Genomic DNA, 20,383 nt, shown 5'->3' on the forward strand with positions numbered 1-20,383 from the left:
TTAAATTAAAAATACACACAAAAAAGCACCGATAGAATTATCGGTGCCGAAATTAGAATAAAATATGGTCAAATAAATAAGGACTATAAGTCATTACCCTCTAATTTATTTGCCATAGAGGCAAAGCTCCGATAACTGTTTTTCTATGGTTGTATAGCATAAAAAAGGACAGACTACTCCCTTTGTCTGCTAAACCATTTCCAAGTTTTACATTTTTACCGAAGAGAATTCTAAAAACAGTTAACATTGCTTACACCTCCCTTTGCCAAATTTATTATTGAGTAATTTATCATATACATTAGTATATGTAAACTGAATTTGAGAATTATTGTAAAATCAACTGCGCCTATAGTTAAAGGACATAATATATTTTATATAATTATTATGTTATGTTCTTTCTTCTTCAATTTACGATTTCTGTTAGTGTAATAGTAAATATTTATACTATAATTTCTTCTTTAAGAAAAATTGTTTTATATCTTCTGGATATTCATCATTAACAGCAAAAACCTCATAGCCCATACGCTTATAAAATTCCGGCGATTGGTACGAAAATGTGCAAGTATGAGAAAATATACAACCAAGTTCTTTCCCGAGCCTTTCAGCTTCTGCTATCATGATTTTTCCATATCCTTTGTTTCTGTATTCATCAGCTATCCAAAATACATCAATATACAGACCATAAGACCAGGTTTCACAAAACAAACCGCCCACAACTTTGCCTGAATCATCTTTTAGATATAAATTAATGTCCTTGCCTGGCTTTTTGAGCAACCCATTTGTCACACGAACATTGTACTCATATAAATTATTACATACCTGGTTGTAGTCCGTTTCATTTGAGTCCACTGTAATCCTAATATTGTCTAAAGCTATATCAGTCATAGGGCTCCCCCAATAGAATATTTGTACTTAATCAATAAGTTGTTTCAGGTGAATAAAGAGTACTACGTGAATTAAGTTGAATTGTAGGAATTCCATTACAATAAATTAATATTCTTCTTTAACAAAACCCTTCTATATGGAATAACTGTAAAGCTAATATAGCTCTTTAAAAGCTAATGCCTAAGCTCCTTGCATTTTACTTAAGAATACAATTTGCCCAATATGATATGCGTTATGCAAGGCTAAGCTTTTCAGTTCAAGCACTAATGATCTTTCTCCAGGGATTTGTCTATACAAGTCTTCGTGTTCTGATTGTGCTAGTATTTTTTCAAGTTCCCGATGAACATTAAAGTATTCTTGTTTTGTTTCCATCCAGTTTTGCAACGTCGCAGTTGGTAATCGAAATGTAGCTTCATTATTTTCTGCCTGGGGTTCATTTTCTGTTTCACCAAGAAATCGCATCAGAAGTCTCTTCTCATAAAAAAGTAAATGACTAACCAATTCCCAAATGGAATTCATTTTCCCCTCAACTGGCTTCCAAATTGCCTGTTCAAGAGTAATATTCTCTAGCACTTTTTCAAGTGGTGGAAACCAATCTTCTTCATCTAAGCAGCTTGCCCATTGCTGTAACAATAGTGTCCGTACATCCATTCTATTCCCTCCAATTAATCCATTTCATCAAAACTTCATTTGGTATGTTGTTCTCTTCATAACTTATAATTTCGATATGAACCAGCCGATTCCCTCCCATCAAACTGGCCCGTTAGCTATCTACAAAAAAGGATTGCCCCAGCAAACCTGATTCTTGAATTTTTGCACCCTTGAGTCTAACAGGAACTCAAAGTGAAAATGTATTTAATTGATATTCGAATAGGAAAAAACACCATTTCCACAGTATTACTTCCAGTTTTTTCACAGTGCCTTATCTTAAAATATCCTCAATTCGATTAAGAGTTTCATCATTTAACTTTACACCTGATGCTTTTACATTTTCCTCCATTTGTTCAGGTCGACTGGCCCCAACAAGAGCACTGGAGACATTTTGTTGTCGTAAAATCCACGATAGTGCGAGTGTGGCAAGTGACAAATCATTGTCTTTGGCGACCTCTTTTAGCAGTTCCACTTTATCGAGATTCTCATCAGTTAGTAATCCAAAAAGATTACTGTATTTTTCTTGTGATGCACGGCTTCCTGCAGGTGCCTGAGAACCTTTCTGATATTTACCAGTTAAAACACCCTGGGCAAGAGGAGACCAAACGACTTGGCCAATACCATGTTTTTCACATACTGGGATGATGTCCTTTTCAATATACCGTTGAAGCATACTGTATTGTGGCTGACTGACAACAATTCGGTCAAGGAGCTTTTTGTCTGCAAGATGTACAGCTTCTGTAATTTGCTCAGCTGTCCATTCACTAACCCCGATATATAATACTTTTCCTTGGCGTACAAGGTCATCTAAGGCCCGCAATGTTTCATCGATCGGGGTTTCCTGATCAAAACGGTGACAATAATAAATATCCACATAATCGGTGTCGAGACGTTTTAAACTCGCATGACATTGTTCCATTATATGTTTTCGGGATAACCCACGATCATTCGGCCCATCACCCATTGGCCAGAATACCTTCGTGGCTAAAACATAGGAGTCACGTACGTACTTCTTTAAGGCTTTTCCGACTACAATTTCTGCTCCCCCTTGCATATAAACATTGGCAGTATCAAAAAAATTTATCCCAAGGTCATATGCCTTATCAATAGATGCTGTAGCATTTTGTTCCTCTACATACCCACCATACGTAAGCCAGCTCCCTAAACTTATTTCACTCACTTTTAGTCCTGTATTTCCTAAACGACGGTATTCCATGTTTATCCCTCCCCATTAATTTCGTGACACAAAATAAAAATACTATTTGTTTTCTCTTATGTAAATCTATCCTAACGGCTAGATCATTACCATTTTTAGTGTACTCACATTGATTGGTAGTTTTGAAAAAAAACATTCATTTTATCAATAGAAATTTTCTAATATCCACAGCTTTCATCCTCAATTTTTGGTGGAGATTGCAAAAAACAAGCTCCATAATCTGCACTTTTCCCAGTTGTTTATACTGGTTTTTGGTATGTATATGCGAAACAAATAATAAGTAAAACTAAAATGAGGAAAACAGCTTTCTTCAATTTGTAGCCTTTAAACACATTTCAATCACTCTATGACTATTGTATACAAATAGAATACGACACCCCATCTAAAAGTCCTGCTTTATTTTATTAACCTGCCTCTTGAAGAGAATGATATTAACAAAAACAGCGTCAAACCTTCTAGGCTTAACGCTACTTCTTTTTTTACTTATTCTTCAAATCCACTCTTTTCCATGTTCACGAATGAATTTTATATCGTTTTGATAATGTTTAAGTTCCCCTTTATTCATCATCTTTTGAAAGGCAATGTCACCTTCACTAGCCTTTCTTATCATAAATTTACATAATCCTTCTAATCGTAACAATACCATCTCTACAAAATCTTCTATTAATCCCTCAATACCGTAAGATTCAAAAAACAATTTGACTCTTTCTTTTATTCGTTTGGCATCCTTTAATGAATCATAATAAACTGCCTCACCTGTTTCAGTGTGATAAAGTCGACTTAAAGGAACGCAAGTATATAGAGTATAAGCTATATCCCAAAGTCTTGGACCAGGAGCAGCAATATCAAAATCAATTATGCCTGCTGGTTTTTGGTGATTAAAAATGATGTTATATATAGCAAAATCATTGTGACATATAACCTCCATCTTGTTTGGAGTATTATCTATTGGATTCCAATCATCTGATAAGGGAAAGTCACTTACTGCATCATGATAATGACGTAGCATTTTAGCTATATCTTTTAATCCTTCATTTGACCACATATATTCTTTTAAAGGATAATTACCAGCTTCTCCTTCAATAAATGATAAAATCTCTCTCCCTTTTTCATCAATACCTAAGAACTTTGGTGCATAACTAAACCCCTTGTTTTCTAAGTGCTTTAATAACTTATGAATTTTGGGACTTTCTGGTTTTAATTCTCGCCTAACAGTATCTCTCGAACGATAAACGTTAGAGACATTTCCTCCTGTTAGCATTTCTTCATTTTCGTACTGACTTGTCATTAATTTTCCCCCGATATAGGAACGCTATGATAGTGCCAATAGAGATGTAATTCTCCCCATAAAAAAACAGATATACAAAGGTATCTGCTTAGTAATGGAAATTTAATTGTCCACACCATGGAATCCCTTGAATGATTATAGATTGACAAATAAACGCATCCTTAACAATCAAGAATCGCCATTATCTCTCTATTCAATTAACTAATCATTTCAAAGTATTCCACACATGTAGTATAGATTCCCCTTTCTTTACATCTCTATTTAAACATTACTAAATGTTACCAAATCAATAAAGAGGATTTTATGTATTTATTGAATTTTACGGTCCTTTGCAACAATTCGATAAATACATTACTACCTCTAAGATTTCAACTCTTACCCCCTTTACTTAAGTACAATACTTAACAATTCTTTTTTCACCTAATAAACTTAATCCTTAAATGTGTTGTCAACAAAAAGACACGAACTTATTAAAGAAAAGCGTCCTTTAATGGAATAACACATTAATAATAGTAGCTAATATTGCTAAACAGAGTAATGGAATAAGAAAATGTTTACAAACCGACCGTCGGTATGTTATGATAACCTTAACAATAAATCTAACGTTAAAGGATGAAGAGGAATGGACCGAGAATCAAAACGAAAAAACACAAAAAAGTTACTATTGGATGTAACAAGAGCTTTAGTACAGGAAAGAGGATGTCACAAAATGACTCTGAACGACATTATCAAACGTACTGGACTTTCCAAAGGAGCTATATACCATTATGTGAAAAGCAAGGATGAACTATTAGCTTTAGTTTTACAGGAGAGGATAGAAGAAACCAATGATCGATTTTTTGCCGAAGTAAACCAAGGTAAAAAAGAGTTTGAAGGCCCTTTGAAAGAAATTGTTAAAAATTTGCCATCACTGCAAGACCCCCACGATGCAACAAATCAAATCTTTCTTTATTTGTTATCGAAAAACGATCAGCCTGCTATCAGTACAATAATTAATAAATTTTACGATCAGTCCCTTCAATTATCCAAACAGTGGATTACTGCCGGTCAACATGCTGGGGTCATTCCCTTATCGGTTAATGCAGATAAGACAGCTGAGTTATTTATATTGATCTCCTACGGCTTCCGTGTGCGCAGTTCCATCTTTAATGATTCTCACGATTTCAGTGCAGATGATTTTTCATTACTTATGGTGGATTTACTGCAATCAAAACCAAAATAAAAGAAAGGGTGCTAACCTCAATGAACGTTTTGTTGTTTTTGCACATTCTTGGAGCAGTTATTTTTCTTGGGAATATTGTCACTGCCGCCTTTTGGAAAATTAGAGCTGATATAAAAAGGGATCCTAAGTTTATTCATCACACTGTGAAAAACGTTATGTTGGCTGATTTCATCTTTACATTGCCAGGATTAATACTAATTATTGTTCCAGGCATTTTAATGGCCGTTCAATCAGGATATTCAATGGACACTTTCAATTGGCTTACATTGTCATTATTCTTGTTTGTATTAACCGGTATTCTTTGGTTAGCAGTACTTATACCCATACAGCGAAGCATGATCCGTTCCAGTGCCCGATCAATAGACGACGGCATCATTTCGAATAAATATCAGAATGTATCTCGTTATTGGGCAATTGTTGGAATAGCAGCTACCCTATTACCTGTGGTCATTTTGTATCTTATGGTTACAAAAGCATTTTAAATTAACTAGAAAGGATGAATTAAATGGCTCCTTTTATTGTTCTAATTGTTGGATTTCTGATGTTTAGTGTAATTGGTTATTTTGAATTACCTTTGAATGAATGGCAAACATCATTGCGCCTTGCTGTCGCTCTCATGTTTTTATTTACTGCAATGGCTCATTGGGGAAAGAGACGTCAAGGTCTTATTAAAATGGTACCTTCTTCGTTGCCATATCCCCATTTCATCGTAACAATTACGGGGATATTAGAGATTATTGGTGCTTTAGGTCTACTGATACCGATCACTTCAAAAATTGCTTCGATATGCTTGGTCATTTTACTAATTGTTATGTTTCCAGCTAATATCCATGCCGCAAAGGTAAGTGTCAGGATTGGTGAAAAACCCGTTACGCCTTTGTTTCTTAGAACCATCCTGCAAATAATTTTTGTAACAGCTGTAATTTTAGCCGGATGGTATTAAATGTTCAAAAAATGTAGTTTCAAATCTTACAATCAAGTTCCTACTATTTTCAACAATCTGGCCCTTTTGTAAAAATGATGAATAACTCTTTATCTTGGTCTTTATTTATTGTGTTTATAGATAATTTGAGGAGCATAGATAGAGTTAATTTCTCTTATTCCAAAAGGGCTTGAGTGATTTTCACCTTTGAAATTAATCTTGGGGTTCTTACTAACAATTACTTACCTACAATAATAAGTGAATTAATAAGAAGTACTATTAATAATATTCCAAAAGAGGTTTTCATAAGAACACCTCTCTATATAGAGTTCCTTGACTTTTTATTATTCAACTAGACTTCACCATGATTTTTTTTAAAATGTCTTTTATAATAAGAATGTACATGTTCATTTAATACCTAATTTTTTATTTTAGTTAATAATCAATTGAATCAGCAATATCAATTAACATTTCGAGAGTCACCTTTCTAGACAGCCTTTTATCAATACTTAAGAAATATTGCCAATTATCTCTTTCGAAAACTAATATATTAAATCCTGATACGTTCATATATGTTGCATCATTACCGTTTTTTAGCTTAACAAGTTTTAGAACATGCTTATCTGGGATTGAGATTTTATGCTTAATCGGGTGAACATTAATCTTATAATGGTTTTCAGGTGATTTATCACTTATAAACTTTACTTCAAACGAATCGTTACTATCTCCTTCTAAGTTACTAAACCTTCCGAACTGATGTGTAAAAGTAATGGGGGGTTGTCGGAGGGGTAGCTTCAAATCTTGTTTGAAATAATCCTCAAATTCTTTTATTGCCTCTTCTACAGATTTATAACCAACTTCAGGAAATATCTCTTCAAATGGTCTTGGAAAATTATTTGTATTGGCATATGCCTTTTCGTTAGAACCAATAACATTTAACAAAAGTAAAACAATAAGGTTTATTCTTTTCATAGTTTTACACCCTTTTTTAGATGTATAATCTCCAAATATTCTTCAACTATCCTGCATCTTTGGTTCAATTAAAAATTCCACAAAAAGGAATTATTTCATATTAAGCCAAAGGAAAATCTTATTTTACCTTGTATAGGAGCAAATAATAAAGACGCCTATTGCTAAAGAAAAGCGCCCGATTGTTGAAGATTAATGTTTAATCTTATTCAAGATAAATACTTGATAGTTGCCCCTGCATCGCAATATTAGCGCTGCTCCACACAAAATAAAATTGATTATTCGGTCTATTCATCCTATATGGGTAGCATGCAATTTTCATTAGTGCTTAATAAGCAAATACAGTTTAGCGAATTCTAGCTTTGAGAAAGCCATCATATATAATAATCGTTACAGATAACAAGTAGAAAAAGATTCCCCCGCCAATAATCCAATCTTTTAATTGATCCGCGGAAATAGCAAATAAATCCGTTATATACATAATGAACTCTTTATTCATTAAATTTGGATTTATTAATATAACAATGAATACAATGGTTCCAATAACATGGATGGCAGTATTAAATAGTGCCATTCCTTTTGTCCATTGACCCTTGATTAATTTATAAAGAGCCAATGCTATTTCTAAACCAACCATAATAACAACAATCGGCCAATACCGAAGTAAAACTTCCTGATTTAAAGATGGAACAACAAATTCAAGTCTACCTCCACCGCCATCATATATACCTACAATCTGATTTGCATAAAAATAAAGTGTTGCCCAGATCGCAGTCCACATTAGACCTCCAAATACTTCGAACTTTGAAATAGCCTTTTTCTTAGGGATATAAGGAATATCTTTCAAGTCATCTGGCGTCCATTTTTTAAAGCTTACTGTTAGTGGGAACTGTTCTTTTCCTTTATCTGTTCTTTCTAAAATAGCAAATATAAGTGTGAGCCAAAAGAATACATGAATCTCTACTTCAATGATTCTCCATATGCCAAATCCAATTACATTTAAAAACACATTGATTAACGCTTCTTCTTCGCTATATCCAATAAAATATTCGGCAATGACTGTGATTAACGCACAGATAGCGGCAATTGGCAAAATCATTTTTAGCAACGTTACATAGATATCAAAATAACGTGGGCCAATAAGGTGCATTGGCCGGTCTCGATATCCACTAGCTAATGTGATTGGACTTCCTAATTTTTCAAGAACTGCCTTTACATCCTCTTCATTATAATCATCAGGTAGCATATCCTCTATTGTTGACCGTAACTCAAGTGCAATATCCTCACGATTTTTTTCAGGTAGCCTTCGAGTAATTTCCTGAATGTAGATGTCAATCAACTCCATCATCTTCCTCCCCCTTTAATAGGCTATAAAGCTCTTTTGAACTCTTTAACCATTCCTTTTTTAACTGCAAAAAAATTTCTACCCCATATTCACTTAAAACATAGTACTTACGTGGTCTACTTTCCGATGTATCCCAACTACTCGACACCAACTCCTGTTTTTCTAATCGGCGAAGCAATGGATATAAGGTACTTTGATCAATGGCAATACCTGATTCCTCCAATAGCTGGACTAATGAATAACCGTACTGGGGGGTTTGTAATTGACTTAAAACTGCTAATGTCAACGTTCCTCTCCTAAGCTCTGTCGTTAATGAAATCAATAAATTACTCATTCACCCACCCCATTCTTTTTACTATATGTCATACAGTATTTGTTCTATACTATGTATCATACACTATTGTTGATACTCAAACAATAGAAATTTAAAGAAAAGAATGAAAATTACCAATAAAAAAACACACAAGAAACCTCAAATTAAGAATATCTAAAATTCGGTTTCCTTTTTTATTTTTTCGTCCACAAGTCTGTTCTTTATTTTAAGTACATTTATCACAATCTCCTTTTAAATTAACATCAATATCTAATTGAAGTTATTTAAAACTTGTTGAACTAACAGTCCCCCATAGTGGAATAAAAAAAGATCGCCGTAGCGACCTAATTTTCCTCAAGTCTTGTACTTGATAACTCCATAACAATGTCAAAAAAATTTACTATACGTCTCTTATCCTAAGCTTTCTTCCCACCTATTTTATGATAAATAGACATGATGACCCAAATTGCAGTTGGAAGTAAGATTGCTCCAATGATCATAGATGCTATGAGTTGAACTGCACTACCATTGACTAAAAACAAAATCATAATAGCCATTAAGAAGAAAAGAATTAGTATCGTTTTTGATAAATAGACGAATCCTTTTTTTTCTTTTGCCTTCCATTTGTTATTGTATGTCGTGATTACAGTCCAAGCTGTCGGAATGGCAAATACAGTTAAAATAATAGCTATCACATAAAGTAATGATTGAAAGGTACCTGAACTGATCATTGCTCCAATCCATGCGATCACTGTTATTAAAACGAGCGGAATGGCAAAGTAATTCATAGAAAGGGCTAAATTCGCATACTTTTCAGCCGATGTGTCACGGTCACTATAGATTGGTATTGTACCAGGATCTGCTCGGAATAAATGAATATCACCTTCTGAGGCAATATGCGACCATCCAGCAGATGAAAAAAAGTCAAGGTATTCCTCTACTTCATCCTCGTTTAACGAACGATAATCTACACTGTAGATATAATCAGAGCTTTCTCCTTTTTTAAGCGTATATCCCATAAACTTAAAATCACTGACATGCCAACCCTTCAAAGAAAATTGGCGTAATTTTTCCATGTCCTTATCCTCAGAAAAAGCTAACCCACCTGACATAATATACTTTGTTTGTTTCATTCTTCCACCTCCTTCAATCCAGTTTCCGCTAATTGAATCATCTGTTTTCTTAGCTTTACATCTTCTTCTAACACGTCTCTACCCTTTTCAGTGAGCAGATAGGTTTTACGTCTTGAATCCGAACCATCATATAAATAAATCCACTCTTGTTTTAATAACTTTTTAATAATCGTGTACATTGAAGCAGGACCTATTGTAATTGCACCTTTTGTTGTTTCTTCAATTAAGCTCATAATTGCGTAACCATGCCTTGGTTTAGTTAAAGCAGCCATAATATAAAACATTGAATCTGTTAATTGCTCCGCTTTATTCAATTCATCACCCTCTATATCATCATAAGATATATCACAAAACGATATATGTATCTATAAATAATATATCATGATGTGATATATATGTCCAGATTTATATCATAATTTGATATATCAATTTATGATATTTTTTTATAGCAAATAAAGAACTATGACAATGGACTACATTAACCAATCTGTTGCCAATGTAAAAAGCGACGCAAATGATTATTTTTGCGTCGCTCATAGAATAATTCAATTTAAATGTAGACGTTTTATGGGAATCTTATTACGACCCCTGGTATCATTTCTAGATAGTTTAAGGTGAAAGACACCGCACTGGTAACCATTGGAGCGGCGCTAACTAATGAAATCTGGATGTATTTTAGTCATTACAATATTTCAATATATCCTTCTGTTCCATGCACGCGAATTTTTTGTCCATCTTTTATCAGTTTGGTTGCATTCTCTACTCCGACCACTGCTGGTAAGCCATATTCACGTGCGATAACTGCTCCATGGGTCATTAATCCACCAACTTCGGTGACTAGGCCTTTTATGGATACAAACAATGGTGTCCAGCTAGGATCAGTATAGGCGGTGACTAATATATCTCCATCTTCTACATTGGCATCTTCCATGTTTAAGATGACACGTGCTCTTCCCTCGATAACACCAGAGGAAACAGGTAAACCAACAATGGCTTCGGCTGGTAGATTGTCTCGTTTGTACTTACCTGCTATGATTTCACCATCTGATGTAATCACACGTGGTGGAGTTAGTTTTTCATATAATTTGTACTCGTCTTTTCGTTTGTTAATAATCTGGTAATCCAATTTATTTGTGCGTACTACTTCGGTAAGTTCCTCAAAAGTGAGATAGTATATATCTTCTTTTTCATGAATAATTCCCGCTTGAACAAGTTTTTCCGCTTCTTTCAGTAAAGCTTGCTTATAAACAAAGTAGCGATTGATCATGCCGTATTTTGGATATTCACGATAACCAATAAAATTCCGGATGATGCTAATCATTCGTTTTGTCTCTTTGGCTTTTTGTTTACCATCCGGTAATCGTTTCAATCTATCTACTAACTCTTGTTCTTTTTGCAAGGCCTCCTGGCGACCTTGCTCAAATCTTCTCTTGCTTTCATTCGGCTCAAAATTCCTGATGTTACTTAATATCAAAGGGATAAGTGTAGTAGGTTTTTCGCTCCAACGAGTTCTAGTTATATCGATTTCGCCTGCACATCGCATCCCATATTTGTTAAGATAAGCATTAATCGCGTCTCGGGTCTCCTGTCCACCATCAAACTCAACCAGCTCATCCAAAAAGTGATCATCTTTGACATGTTGTAAATACTCTATGATCTTCGAATAAGGTCGAATCACATCTGCAACATCCATTAAGGCTAGACCCATTTCCGATGTAATATTGTTTGGTACAGATTGAGAAAGCGTATCTGCTGCGTTCTTTTCACCTAACCACTTATTCATTTTTTCATTGATCCATGATGATGCATCCATAGCAGTCCTAAACACAATCGAACTTTGTGGGTTAAATAATATCCTCTTTAATTCCTGGATATCCTCTAAAATAAAATCAAATAAATCCAATCCCGATTTCATTTGGATGTTTTGTCTTAACATTGCTATCGATGTTTCGCTACTCTTAATCAAATCAGAAACAATTGTTGGATTGTTTTCGATTAGTGTCTGAAAATCCACCATCGAATTACCTTTATTACTTATACTCGGACGACTCTGTTCTTTCTTATCATTTGAGGACGGTGTTATGAAATCCTTTCGCTCTAGTATGGTCATTAATGCATCTTTTAAGAGTTGATCGTGTTTTTCCATGCCATTTAATAAAATTTCTCTACTAACAGGTGAAGCTAGATTTTGTGTAACATCAACAAACAACCTACCACCAGCTTTACGCATAGGGGCAGGAGTTGTTAACAACCAAAAAGATAATCCCAATGGTTTCATTGGGTCAGTCATCATTTGTTGATGGCCGACAGAAATATAAACGTGATTTTCTTCATCATTCGCTTCAGGGATGGGGTATAAAGTAGTAATAGGACGACTCTGGACTATATAAAATGTATCATCAACTAAACACCATTCGATGTCCTGCGGGCAACCAAAATAAGCTTCAATCTGTCTTCCAATGTGAGCTAATTGTAAAATTTGTTCGTTAGTAAGTGTTTGGGACTTTTGCTGATCAGGAGCAATCTGCTCAGTCTTTGTTCCGCCTTCTTCTCGTGCATAGATGGCCAATTTTTTTGTTGCTATCCTCTTATCGACGATTTCCCCTTCTCTCACTTTATAACAGTCGGCCGTTACAATACCAGAAACTAATGCTTCTCCAAGTCCAAAACTGGCGTCGATTGATAGGAGCTTTCGGTTGGAGGTTATTGGATCAGCAGTAAATAAAATCCCTGAAGCCTGTGGAAAAACCATCTTTTGAACGATAACGGATAAATATACTTGACTGTGATCAAATCCATTTTGCATACGGTAGATGACCGCACGATCTGTAAATAGGGAAGCCCAGCATTTACTAATATGCTGCATTATTGCTTCTTTGCCGATGATATTTAAATAGGTGTCTTGCTGACCCGCAAAAGACGCATGTGGTAAATCTTCTGCAGTCGCACTAGAACGCACTGCATAAGCATGTTCCTCGCCAAATTGGGAGAGATAGTGAGTAACTGCTTTCACAACATCGGAAGGAATTTCAACTTCCAGAAGAATTTGTCGAATGTTACGACTGATTTCACCAATCTGATCTCGATCTTCAACCTGTAGCCTTTTTAGTTGGTCCATTAAAGCGTGATACGCATCGTTTTGTTCGATGGCCTTTTGAAATCCCACTGTTGTAATACAAAATCCTTCTGGTACTTGTATTCCTTGAATTTTTGATAATTCTCCTAAATTTAACCCTTTTCCTCCAACGAGCGAAAGCTGTGTTTTTTCAATCTCCTGAAAATCGAGAACCAAAGAACTCATTCAACATCTCTCCTAACCGTTAATGTTCTATAGATTTTACCAGCACTATATAGAAAGAAATAGTCTATAATGTACTTTTTTTATATGCTATAATTAAAGTAGGAAGAGGACATTAATGTCTGAAGTACAATCTTTTTCAGTAAATAACCTTTCCTTATTTGGAAAGATTACAAAATTGATAATCCCAATACAGACTTCAAAAAAAGTGGTGCTAGCGTTGCACCACTTTTTTTTATATGAAGAGGAAAGGCTATTAAGCCTATAGATTCAATCCACAAAATTACTCTAAATTATTATTAATTTTTTTATAACTTTTGCTGGCACTCCCGCATCACAATATTTTCCGGTAAAAAGAAGCAAAAAGCCCATTCTAATCTTTATCATTTTTTCTTACATTTCACCAATATAAAATTTATTGAAGGTTTATTTTTCATGTCCTTATTTGGCTCATTAATTTCCGAAAACTCTACCAAACCATAGTCTCCAAATTCTTGTTTTATAGAGTCAGAATCATAAAAAAACATTTTTACGCCTTCCATTATCTCAAAATAGTCTCTATCCAATTGTTTGCCTTTACCAAACATTGGTGCCTTTTTTGAAACAGTTGTAAAAATCATATATCCATTCGGTTTTAACTGATCGTAGCAATCTTTAATAAACTTCTTTCTCTCCTGCCCATTCAATAAATGTATAAGTGCGTGAGAGAATATGCCATCGTAAAGCTTGTTATCAAAAGGCATATCAGTAACAGAACCATGAAAAATTTCACTATCAATTCCATTTTCCCTCGCCAAACCAATTGCTGTTTTTGAAATCTCAATCCCTGTAACATTTATTCCGTTTTCAATGAATACCTTCGCATTTCTTCCATATCCAATACCTGGTATTAGTATGTCCTTAACGTTTTTTTCAAGGAAAAAGTCTTTTATTAAAATTGCGGAGTCTGTAGGCTCGAATCCCCACATTGTCTGTTTGTCTATAAAACTTGATTCCCAAAATTCCATTATATCTCTATCTCCTTCAAGTTATAATTTGGCTTTTTTGTATCATACTAATTACTAAAACTTTACCCAATTAGCAACCATTGTGAAAAAAGCCTATATTTTAATTGGAAACTATGTTGCTTAACACTATTATTCCTATTATAGATATGATAACTCTCTAATAACTATAATCAGACATCTTCTTTTTGTAAATAGCCATTCCTTAAAAATGAACGGAATGTATTCCTTTATTTACATGTTAATACTTATTTAGCTAATCTGCTCCTATTGTGGAATAACAAAAAAAGGCTTTACTTTTTAAGGAGGTAAACCCTTATTCTTTAAAATGCTAGATTATTATATTGGTAAGAGAATTTAACTCCCAATCTAAAAAAAAACGGCAACTCAACAAGACTACCTATTATACAAAGTTCGGGATTTATATTTTTTCTAAAAGATTTAATTTATCTCTTTTACTGTATTCTGTTAATCTATCCCTTTCACACAATAGCTTCATAAAAAATATGAACCCTTCTTGGATCTGCCATGGTTTTACTGCACCTTTTTTATCATTTTTTCCCTAAAAATCAGGTTAAACCCTTGAATTTTTGTTTTCTTTTTTAAAGGCTTTTTGTATCGTTTGTTGCATTTGTACAAGCCCAACTGCCAGCTTTTATTCCCAATAAAGGATTCTAGCCTTTCTTAAGAAGATTGCAGCTCTTTACTCAGTAAAATGAAACGTGTAGCTATCCTCAGTCGATATTTATTATTTATAACTTTACTAAAATAGCAACAATGTTTGAGAAAAGAGCCTTTTTAAAAGTTATTTTTAAGTTTTATAGGCTTAAAGATGGGTAAAAAAGTACTGTGGAGTTGAGATCCACAATCCATAAAGGCGCTTTTTTACTAGTAAGAATAAATGGGTTTCCATTCTACATATGTGTAAGCATCATGTTACTAATTCTTATGCTAAAAAAGCTTCTTAATTTTAAAGGAGGATATACATGTTTCGTCATCAAAAGGAATTGCAATTTGAAGTAAAAGTAGAGCGTCCCGATCCGCAACTTGCGAAGCATATTCAGGAATTACTAGGCGGCCAATTCGGTGAAATGTCCGTTATGATGCAGTATTTATTCCAAGGTTGGAACTGTCGCGGAAATGAAAAATATAAAGACATGTTGATGGATATCGGCACAGAAGAAATCGGTCACGTTGAAATGCTTTGTTCTTTAATTTGCCAATTGCTGGACGGTGCTTCCCCCGAGCAGCAGGCAGAAGCTGCCAAAGATCCAACATTGGCTGCTATCATGGGCGGAGTAAATCCTCAACACTTAATCGTTAGTGGACTTGGAGCAACTCCTAAGGATTCCCAAGGTATTCCATGGAATGCTGGCTATATTGTAGCTAGTGGCAACTTGCTTGCTGATATGCGTGCAAACCTAAATGCAGAAAGTCAAGGACGTCTTCAGGTTGCTCGAATCTACCATATGACAAAAGACGAAGGCGTTCGTGCAACATTCCGAAAAATGCTTGCCCGTGACCGCTATCATCAATATCAATGGATGGCTGCCATCAGTGAACTCGAAGAGAAAAACGGAGTAGTCGTACCAGCATCCTTCCCACCAGAAGCTGAAAAGGAATCCCAGCCGTATGCGTTAGAATTCTGGGACCTTTCACAAGGCGAAGAATCATCTACAGGTCTATGGGCTACCGGAAGTGCTCCAGACGGTACTGGAGATTTCGTTTATCTACCTGACCCAGCACCACAAGGTAACATTCCAGACCCTATAGTCCCAGCACCAGAACTACATCATGACCTTGATGGCCAAGCTACTAATAAATAATCTATTTCTACAAAACAGCGCTGTCTTCATTTTGGAGACGCGCTGTTTTGATGTTAATGCTATTTTAATCATAATTTCAGCATACAAAAGTTGAATAGCATTTTTCCTAAATAAGGCCTTACTAAGGAATAATTGCTCTTCTTATAGAAGTAAACCGCTCCGTAAGTTTGGAATTTCAACAATAAAAGCGTTTAAACACTAGATTAACGGTTTATTATTTAATTATTATTCTTAATAGTTTCTTCATCTTCCACACTGATAACTGCCCTTTCGTTTTTTAGTTAACTCAACAAAAAAGCATTAACCCTTTTTCAATTACGACTCCGTTATCCATCCATGAATGACAATTTACCACAGAGATTGGAAGATAATTATGTTCTTTCATGGTAGTTTAAGTAAAATATTTCATATGGTACGATTATAATTAAAAATGAGAAAATCTAAGTTTGTCGAAATGGGTCGTTTTATGTATTATGGTACCAATAGTTATTTTTGACGCTTTGGGGGAAAAACAATGGGAAAACTATATTCCTTTAAATTGGATGAAGAAAAAGGCATTTTCTTTGTAAAAGTGGGCGGCTTTTTTAAAGAGGAAGATGCAAAAATATATTTAAGCGAGTTTCAAACCATCGTAAATACCATTAACCCTTCGAGGTATAAATTAATTATAGATGCAAGTGGACAAGAAGAAGTGGCTGATCAAGTGGTGGATGATATCATATTCGTTTTAAAATTATATTCGATGGCTAATTTTAAAAAGATAATAGTTATTATTCCTTCCTCTCCCACTTCAAGAATGCAGGTTATAAATTGTGTAAGAAAAATTATCTTTCCTGGAATATTTGTAGATTCCATTGAAGAAGCTTACAGCATCCAAGATTAATAATATTTTCAATGTCAACAGTTAACCTGTAACGGGTTTAGTTAAGAGGGGAAAATTTGCTTTGATTCACAAAATAACAAATCATTAGTTCTACGTAGAGGGGCATAGTCTTTATGGATTAACGCCCCCGCTAGTGGAATAACAATTTTATTCTCTTATTTCTTCCAGTATTTTAAGTACACGATTATTTTGTCTTTCAATAGATTTTATCTCTTTTAAATGCTTGAAGAGAACAACACAATAAGTACAATAGCTACTCAAATTATAAAATCCATTTCAGTTCCCCGTCTTCATTATTTATCTATGTACTTTTACATTATTCCGCATACGTTTTGGTTTAAAATTACATGCTTGTTCAAGTATTCTTCTTCCTTTATTCTACAATACAAACCAACACATTATTCACAAGAATATCAATAACAATATTTTCCTAAAATAATGAAACTTCCTTCTTTTTTATACGTATCTCTTCATAAGGGGGAATTCCATGAAGAAATTTTTATCTATAATAATAACTTTATCTGTCTTACTTGGTCTTAATTATGGAGTATCATATTTATTAGATGCAAACTTATTCGAATACTCATTTTTCATAGGGCTTGCTGTAACTCTGATAATTTGGTTCTTCACCACCAAAGGTGGATTTACTACTAAAAGCGTTGATTTTTTAGTATTGTCCAATACTAATCAAAAAATGGAAACCGAAAAATCTACATATAAACCTTCAATTGCCTTTTATACCTCTTTTATTTATACGTTAATATCAATGATAGCCTTGATTATTTACTACAGGAATTATTTCCTTTAATTTCTCTATCAAATCCTGGGATACAAATTTAAGATTCCAGGATTGTTTTTGTTATACTTCATTATTAAAACTTTTTTATCAAATAAGTAACTCCGTTTTTACAATAAAAAAACGATCCTTCGATATTGAAGAATCGCACTCTTGTATGGAACATCTATTTAGTTTTATCTACGAAAATATTTTGTCACTCTTAAATTGACATATCAAATGATAAAAACTTAGGCAGTTCATTTTCACGCTTATCGAGCATAATTTGTTCTGGCTTAATCCCCTGCTCACGCAGTACTTCAATGTTCTGCTCAAGGAACTCGTCGCTGCCAACAACATAGAAGATTGCATCCTTGTCTGCAGCAAGATTTTTCACTTCTTCATAGTAGTCTTTACGGTTATCGACGAACTGTGCCGTAAATTTCTTGTCAGGTTCAGATTTAAAAATATTAGTGAATAAGAAATTCTTTGTTGAATCAATATTCAGAGAATGAATTTTATTGACATTGTCTGCACGTTCGAAATATTCAAGTACAAGTGGTCTGAAAGTTGCAAGACCGACACCTGATGACAGCAGGTAAACATTTTTGTCTTCTCTTTTAAGCGGTACATTCGAATGAGTTTTAAATATCGCCACTTCATTGCCGACTTCAAGATTTCTTAAAATCGACTTAAACTCAGAACATTGCTCTCTAATGCGTGTTGTGATACCTATTGCATTTTCGTGCGGTAAAGTAGAAATTGACATATGGCGAATTAGGCTGCGGTTTGGTTTATCTCCAGCATTGAAACCTTCCAATGCGAAGTGTGTGTGGGAGCCTTCTTCCCATGTAAAGTCTTCCGGACAGTCGAGCAAGTACGTTTTAACCTCAGGCGTTTCCTCTATAATCTTATTTATTTTAGTCCAGTATATTTGCAATGTATATTCTCCTCACTCAATTACATGTATTGTTATTATTTAATATATCACAAATGATAACGATTCTCAATTAATTTGATTGATTATTTCAGATAATTTATGTGATTTAAATTTACCGTTAATTCATACAGTATTTTTCTAGATAATGGTTCTATTACTGAACTAAGAAAAAGCTGGACTCTTCCGTTAAGCTGTCCCTTTACTTCAATAAGAAAAGATTAAGGCATTTCGTTACTTGTCTCTTTGGTCAACTTTTATTTTTTTTCTAGAAAACTAACTAAACTCCAAATTGTTTTAAATGATGGTCAAGGTGCTTGTATATACCTTTTCCCCATTGCTCGGAAGTAAGTTTACCGAAAAAGGGATGTGGATGAATCGTACACTTTTCTGGACCATTATTTTGGAAAGTTATAATTTTTTGTTTCAGTTTTTCCTTCTCTGTTTCAAATTCTTTTTCATCTACAATCAAAATGGTCGGAATGGTGGACATATTTTTGGCTAAAGTCCTGTCGTTATAAAACATTGGTTTTACAAAGTTTCCTATTAATATTCCTAACCAACCTCTTGGTGGAAAAGAATATCCCATTGCAATGTCTTGAAAGGATGAACAATGTGCTAGCATTTGGGCAACATCCATTTTACCCCATTGGGGTTTTGAATTTGGGTTTAATTTGTCAATACGCTTTAAAATTTCCTTTGAATGCAATTGATTAAAAATATTTTTCATTTGTGCATCTCCCTTTACCAATCTAGCTCTATATCACCACAAAAAAATCCTTTTATTCTGTTAATTAAAAGGTTCTCTAAGTTGTAATAAATTTCCTTCATTAAGAAAAGGCATCCCTTATTAAAGGAATGCCCTATAGTTTAAATAGAAACTTTCAATCTATTGTTTTGATATCTTGACCATCGTAAAAAGGCGCTAGAATTGTGCCCTTTTATGGAAGACGTGATTTCAAAATCATTTTAATATATCTAGAGGGGTACGACAATTATTCCTGTTTTATCGTGCTATTTTAAACCACACGATTATAGTTCAAAATGGTTCATTGTCAAACCGGGAAAGACGAGGTTGTCACCAGAGAAATGATATCGGCACATTTGGCCAAAAATAGCTATATATTTTACCAATCGTTTCCACTCTCAAAATTGTGGCCTCACTCGTTTCAACTATCCGTCAATTCTATTGCTGAACCGTTTGATTGCTTCCTCGGTCACCGGCTCGAAGAGGTTAACGAGGTTGCCGTCGGGATCACGGAACAACATGGAACGGTTCCCCCACGGCATCGTGGTCGGTTCCTTTACCCACTCGTCAATAAACGGTTTTAAACGTTCGTATTCAGCATCGACATTATGGACACGGAATTCGATAATGACAGTTTTATTGCTGGCTGCTATTGCGGAACCAGTACCGAACAGTGGCACCGTCTGCGAATGGCCGATTGCCAGGGTGCACGATGTCAAAACAAGTTCCGCAAAGACAGGCGCGGGACGTTCTGCCGAAACCCCCAAGACTTTTTCATAGAACTTGACAAGACGATCCAAATCGTCAGTAATAATGCGTACAGAAGCAAAATTCACGAGATATCATCCTTCCTATAATAACTGATAAAATATCGTATCATTTCATTTTTGGCCAGAACCAGCAATGCTATCATAAATTGCAAAGGGTTACGAGGCCTGTTTTTTCCATTTTAAGTAGCCTAATTTGCG

General features: G+C 34.5%; 21 protein-coding genes. 6 read left to right on the forward strand and 15 right to left on the reverse strand.

All coding sequences use genetic code 11. The features are described 5' to 3' along the window. Positions 1–100: 100 nt before the first annotated feature. From MHI39_RS21470 to MHI39_RS21490, 5 genes are all read right to left on the reverse strand, one after another. Complete coding sequence (locus MHI39_RS21470) at positions 101–247, reverse strand: hypothetical protein (protein ID WP_169846859.1); 147 nt, start codon at positions 245–247, stop codon at positions 101–103. A 197-nt stretch (positions 248–444) separates the two neighbouring features. Further along, the gene (locus MHI39_RS21475) at positions 445–885 is read right to left on the reverse strand and encodes a GNAT family N-acetyltransferase (protein WP_342540162.1); all 441 of its coding nucleotides are present in this window, start codon (positions 883–885) and stop codon (positions 445–447) included. 180 nt (positions 886–1,065) lie between these two features. Continuing rightward, positions 1,066–1,536 (reverse strand): DinB family protein, encoded by a 471-nt coding sequence (locus tag MHI39_RS21480; protein ID WP_342540163.1) that lies wholly within the window; start codon positions 1,534–1,536, stop codon positions 1,066–1,068. Positions 1,537–1,807: 271 nt separating this feature from the next. Next, the gene (locus tag MHI39_RS21485; RefSeq protein WP_342540164.1) at positions 1,808–2,752 is read right to left on the reverse strand and encodes an aldo/keto reductase family protein; all 945 of its coding nucleotides are present in this window, start codon (positions 2,750–2,752) and stop codon (positions 1,808–1,810) included. 490 nt (positions 2,753–3,242) lie between these two features. Continuing rightward, positions 3,243–4,040 carry an aminoglycoside phosphotransferase family protein gene (locus MHI39_RS21490; RefSeq protein WP_342540166.1) on the reverse strand — a complete coding sequence of 266 codons (798 nt, stop codon included), beginning with the start codon at positions 4,038–4,040 and terminating at the stop codon, positions 3,243–3,245. 622 nt (positions 4,041–4,662) lie between these two features. On the opposite strand from MHI39_RS21490, the gene MHI39_RS21495 reads away from it, so the two are divergent. The 3 genes from MHI39_RS21495 to MHI39_RS21505 are packed head-to-tail and all read left to right on the forward strand — an operon-like array spanning position 4,663 to position 6,205. Further along, the gene (locus tag MHI39_RS21495) at positions 4,663–5,262 is read left to right on the forward strand and encodes a TetR/AcrR family transcriptional regulator (protein WP_342540167.1); all 600 of its coding nucleotides are present in this window, start codon (positions 4,663–4,665) and stop codon (positions 5,260–5,262) included. Positions 5,263–5,282: 20 nt separating this feature from the next. Further along, positions 5,283–5,744, forward strand: coding sequence for a DUF2269 domain-containing protein (locus tag MHI39_RS21500; protein ID WP_342540168.1), 462 nt, complete (start codon positions 5,283–5,285; stop codon positions 5,742–5,744). 23 nt (positions 5,745–5,767) lie between these two features. Then, positions 5,768–6,205 carry a DoxX family protein gene (locus MHI39_RS21505; RefSeq protein WP_216385183.1) on the forward strand — a complete coding sequence of 146 codons (438 nt, stop codon included), beginning with the start codon at positions 5,768–5,770 and terminating at the stop codon, positions 6,203–6,205. 414 nt (positions 6,206–6,619) lie between these two features. On the opposite strand, the gene MHI39_RS21510 is transcribed toward MHI39_RS21505, so the two are convergent. From MHI39_RS21510 to MHI39_RS21540, 7 genes are all read right to left on the reverse strand, one after another. Then, the gene (locus MHI39_RS21510; protein WP_071975472.1) at positions 6,620–7,156 is read right to left on the reverse strand and encodes a hypothetical protein; all 537 of its coding nucleotides are present in this window, start codon (positions 7,154–7,156) and stop codon (positions 6,620–6,622) included. Between the two features lie 343 nt (positions 7,157–7,499). Continuing rightward, a complete protein-coding gene (locus tag MHI39_RS21515) occupies positions 7,500–8,498 on the reverse strand; it encodes a hypothetical protein (protein ID WP_180211623.1) in 999 nt (332 codons plus the stop codon). Next, complete coding sequence (locus MHI39_RS21520; RefSeq protein WP_071975473.1) at positions 8,485–8,832, reverse strand: PadR family transcriptional regulator; 348 nt, start codon at positions 8,830–8,832, stop codon at positions 8,485–8,487. The genes MHI39_RS21515 and MHI39_RS21520 overlap by 14 nt, the downstream gene beginning before the upstream one ends. 395 nt (positions 8,833–9,227) lie before the next feature. Continuing rightward, positions 9,228–9,944 (reverse strand): DUF2812 domain-containing protein, encoded by a 717-nt coding sequence (locus tag MHI39_RS21525; RefSeq protein WP_342540171.1) that lies wholly within the window; start codon positions 9,942–9,944, stop codon positions 9,228–9,230. Further along, entirely contained in the window at positions 9,941–10,258 is a 318-nt protein-coding gene (locus MHI39_RS21530) for a helix-turn-helix transcriptional regulator (protein WP_139254835.1), read from the reverse strand. Before MHI39_RS21530 ends, MHI39_RS21525 begins: the two co-directional genes overlap by 4 nt. A 368-nt stretch (positions 10,259–10,626) precedes the next feature. Then, the gene (gene ppsA, locus MHI39_RS21535; RefSeq protein WP_342540172.1) at positions 10,627–13,245 is read right to left on the reverse strand and encodes a phosphoenolpyruvate synthase; all 2,619 of its coding nucleotides are present in this window, start codon (positions 13,243–13,245) and stop codon (positions 10,627–10,629) included. Positions 13,246–13,625: 380 nt separating this feature from the next. Further along, entirely contained in the window at positions 13,626–14,249 is a 624-nt protein-coding gene (locus MHI39_RS21540) for a class I SAM-dependent methyltransferase (protein WP_071975476.1), read from the reverse strand. Positions 14,250–15,232: 983 nt separating this feature from the next. Between MHI39_RS21540 and MHI39_RS21545 the strand changes: the two genes are divergently transcribed. From MHI39_RS21545 to MHI39_RS21555, 3 genes are all read left to right on the forward strand, one after another. Continuing rightward, positions 15,233–16,072 carry a manganese catalase family protein gene (locus tag MHI39_RS21545; RefSeq protein WP_342540173.1) on the forward strand — a complete coding sequence of 280 codons (840 nt, stop codon included), beginning with the start codon at positions 15,233–15,235 and terminating at the stop codon, positions 16,070–16,072. Positions 16,073–16,586: 514 nt separating this feature from the next. Beyond that, the gene (locus tag MHI39_RS21550; protein WP_058006319.1) at positions 16,587–16,955 is read left to right on the forward strand and encodes a hypothetical protein; all 369 of its coding nucleotides are present in this window, start codon (positions 16,587–16,589) and stop codon (positions 16,953–16,955) included. A gap of 487 nt (positions 16,956–17,442) precedes the next feature. After that, positions 17,443–17,763, forward strand: a complete 321-nt coding sequence (locus MHI39_RS21555; RefSeq protein WP_342540174.1) for a hypothetical protein — start codon at positions 17,443–17,445, stop codon at positions 17,761–17,763. 190 nt (positions 17,764–17,953) lie between these two features. Here MHI39_RS21555 and MHI39_RS21560 read toward each other — a convergent pair whose 3' ends face one another. The 3 genes from MHI39_RS21560 to MHI39_RS21570 form a co-directional block, all read right to left on the reverse strand. After that, a complete protein-coding gene (locus MHI39_RS21560; protein WP_058006318.1) occupies positions 17,954–18,670 on the reverse strand; it encodes a hypothetical protein in 717 nt (238 codons plus the stop codon). Positions 18,671–18,947: 277 nt separating this feature from the next. Beyond that, a complete protein-coding gene (locus MHI39_RS21565) occupies positions 18,948–19,397 on the reverse strand; it encodes a DUF1569 domain-containing protein (RefSeq protein ID WP_058006317.1) in 450 nt (149 codons plus the stop codon). Positions 19,398–19,840: 443 nt separating this feature from the next. Continuing rightward, complete coding sequence (locus tag MHI39_RS21570) at positions 19,841–20,251, reverse strand: VOC family protein (RefSeq protein WP_058006316.1); 411 nt, start codon at positions 20,249–20,251, stop codon at positions 19,841–19,843. Positions 20,252–20,383 lie beyond the last annotated feature (132 nt).

The organism is Heyndrickxia sp. FSL K6-6286 (assembly GCF_038630395.1).
Taxonomy (GTDB): domain Bacteria; phylum Bacillota; class Bacilli; order Bacillales; family Bacillaceae_C; genus Heyndrickxia; species Heyndrickxia oleronia.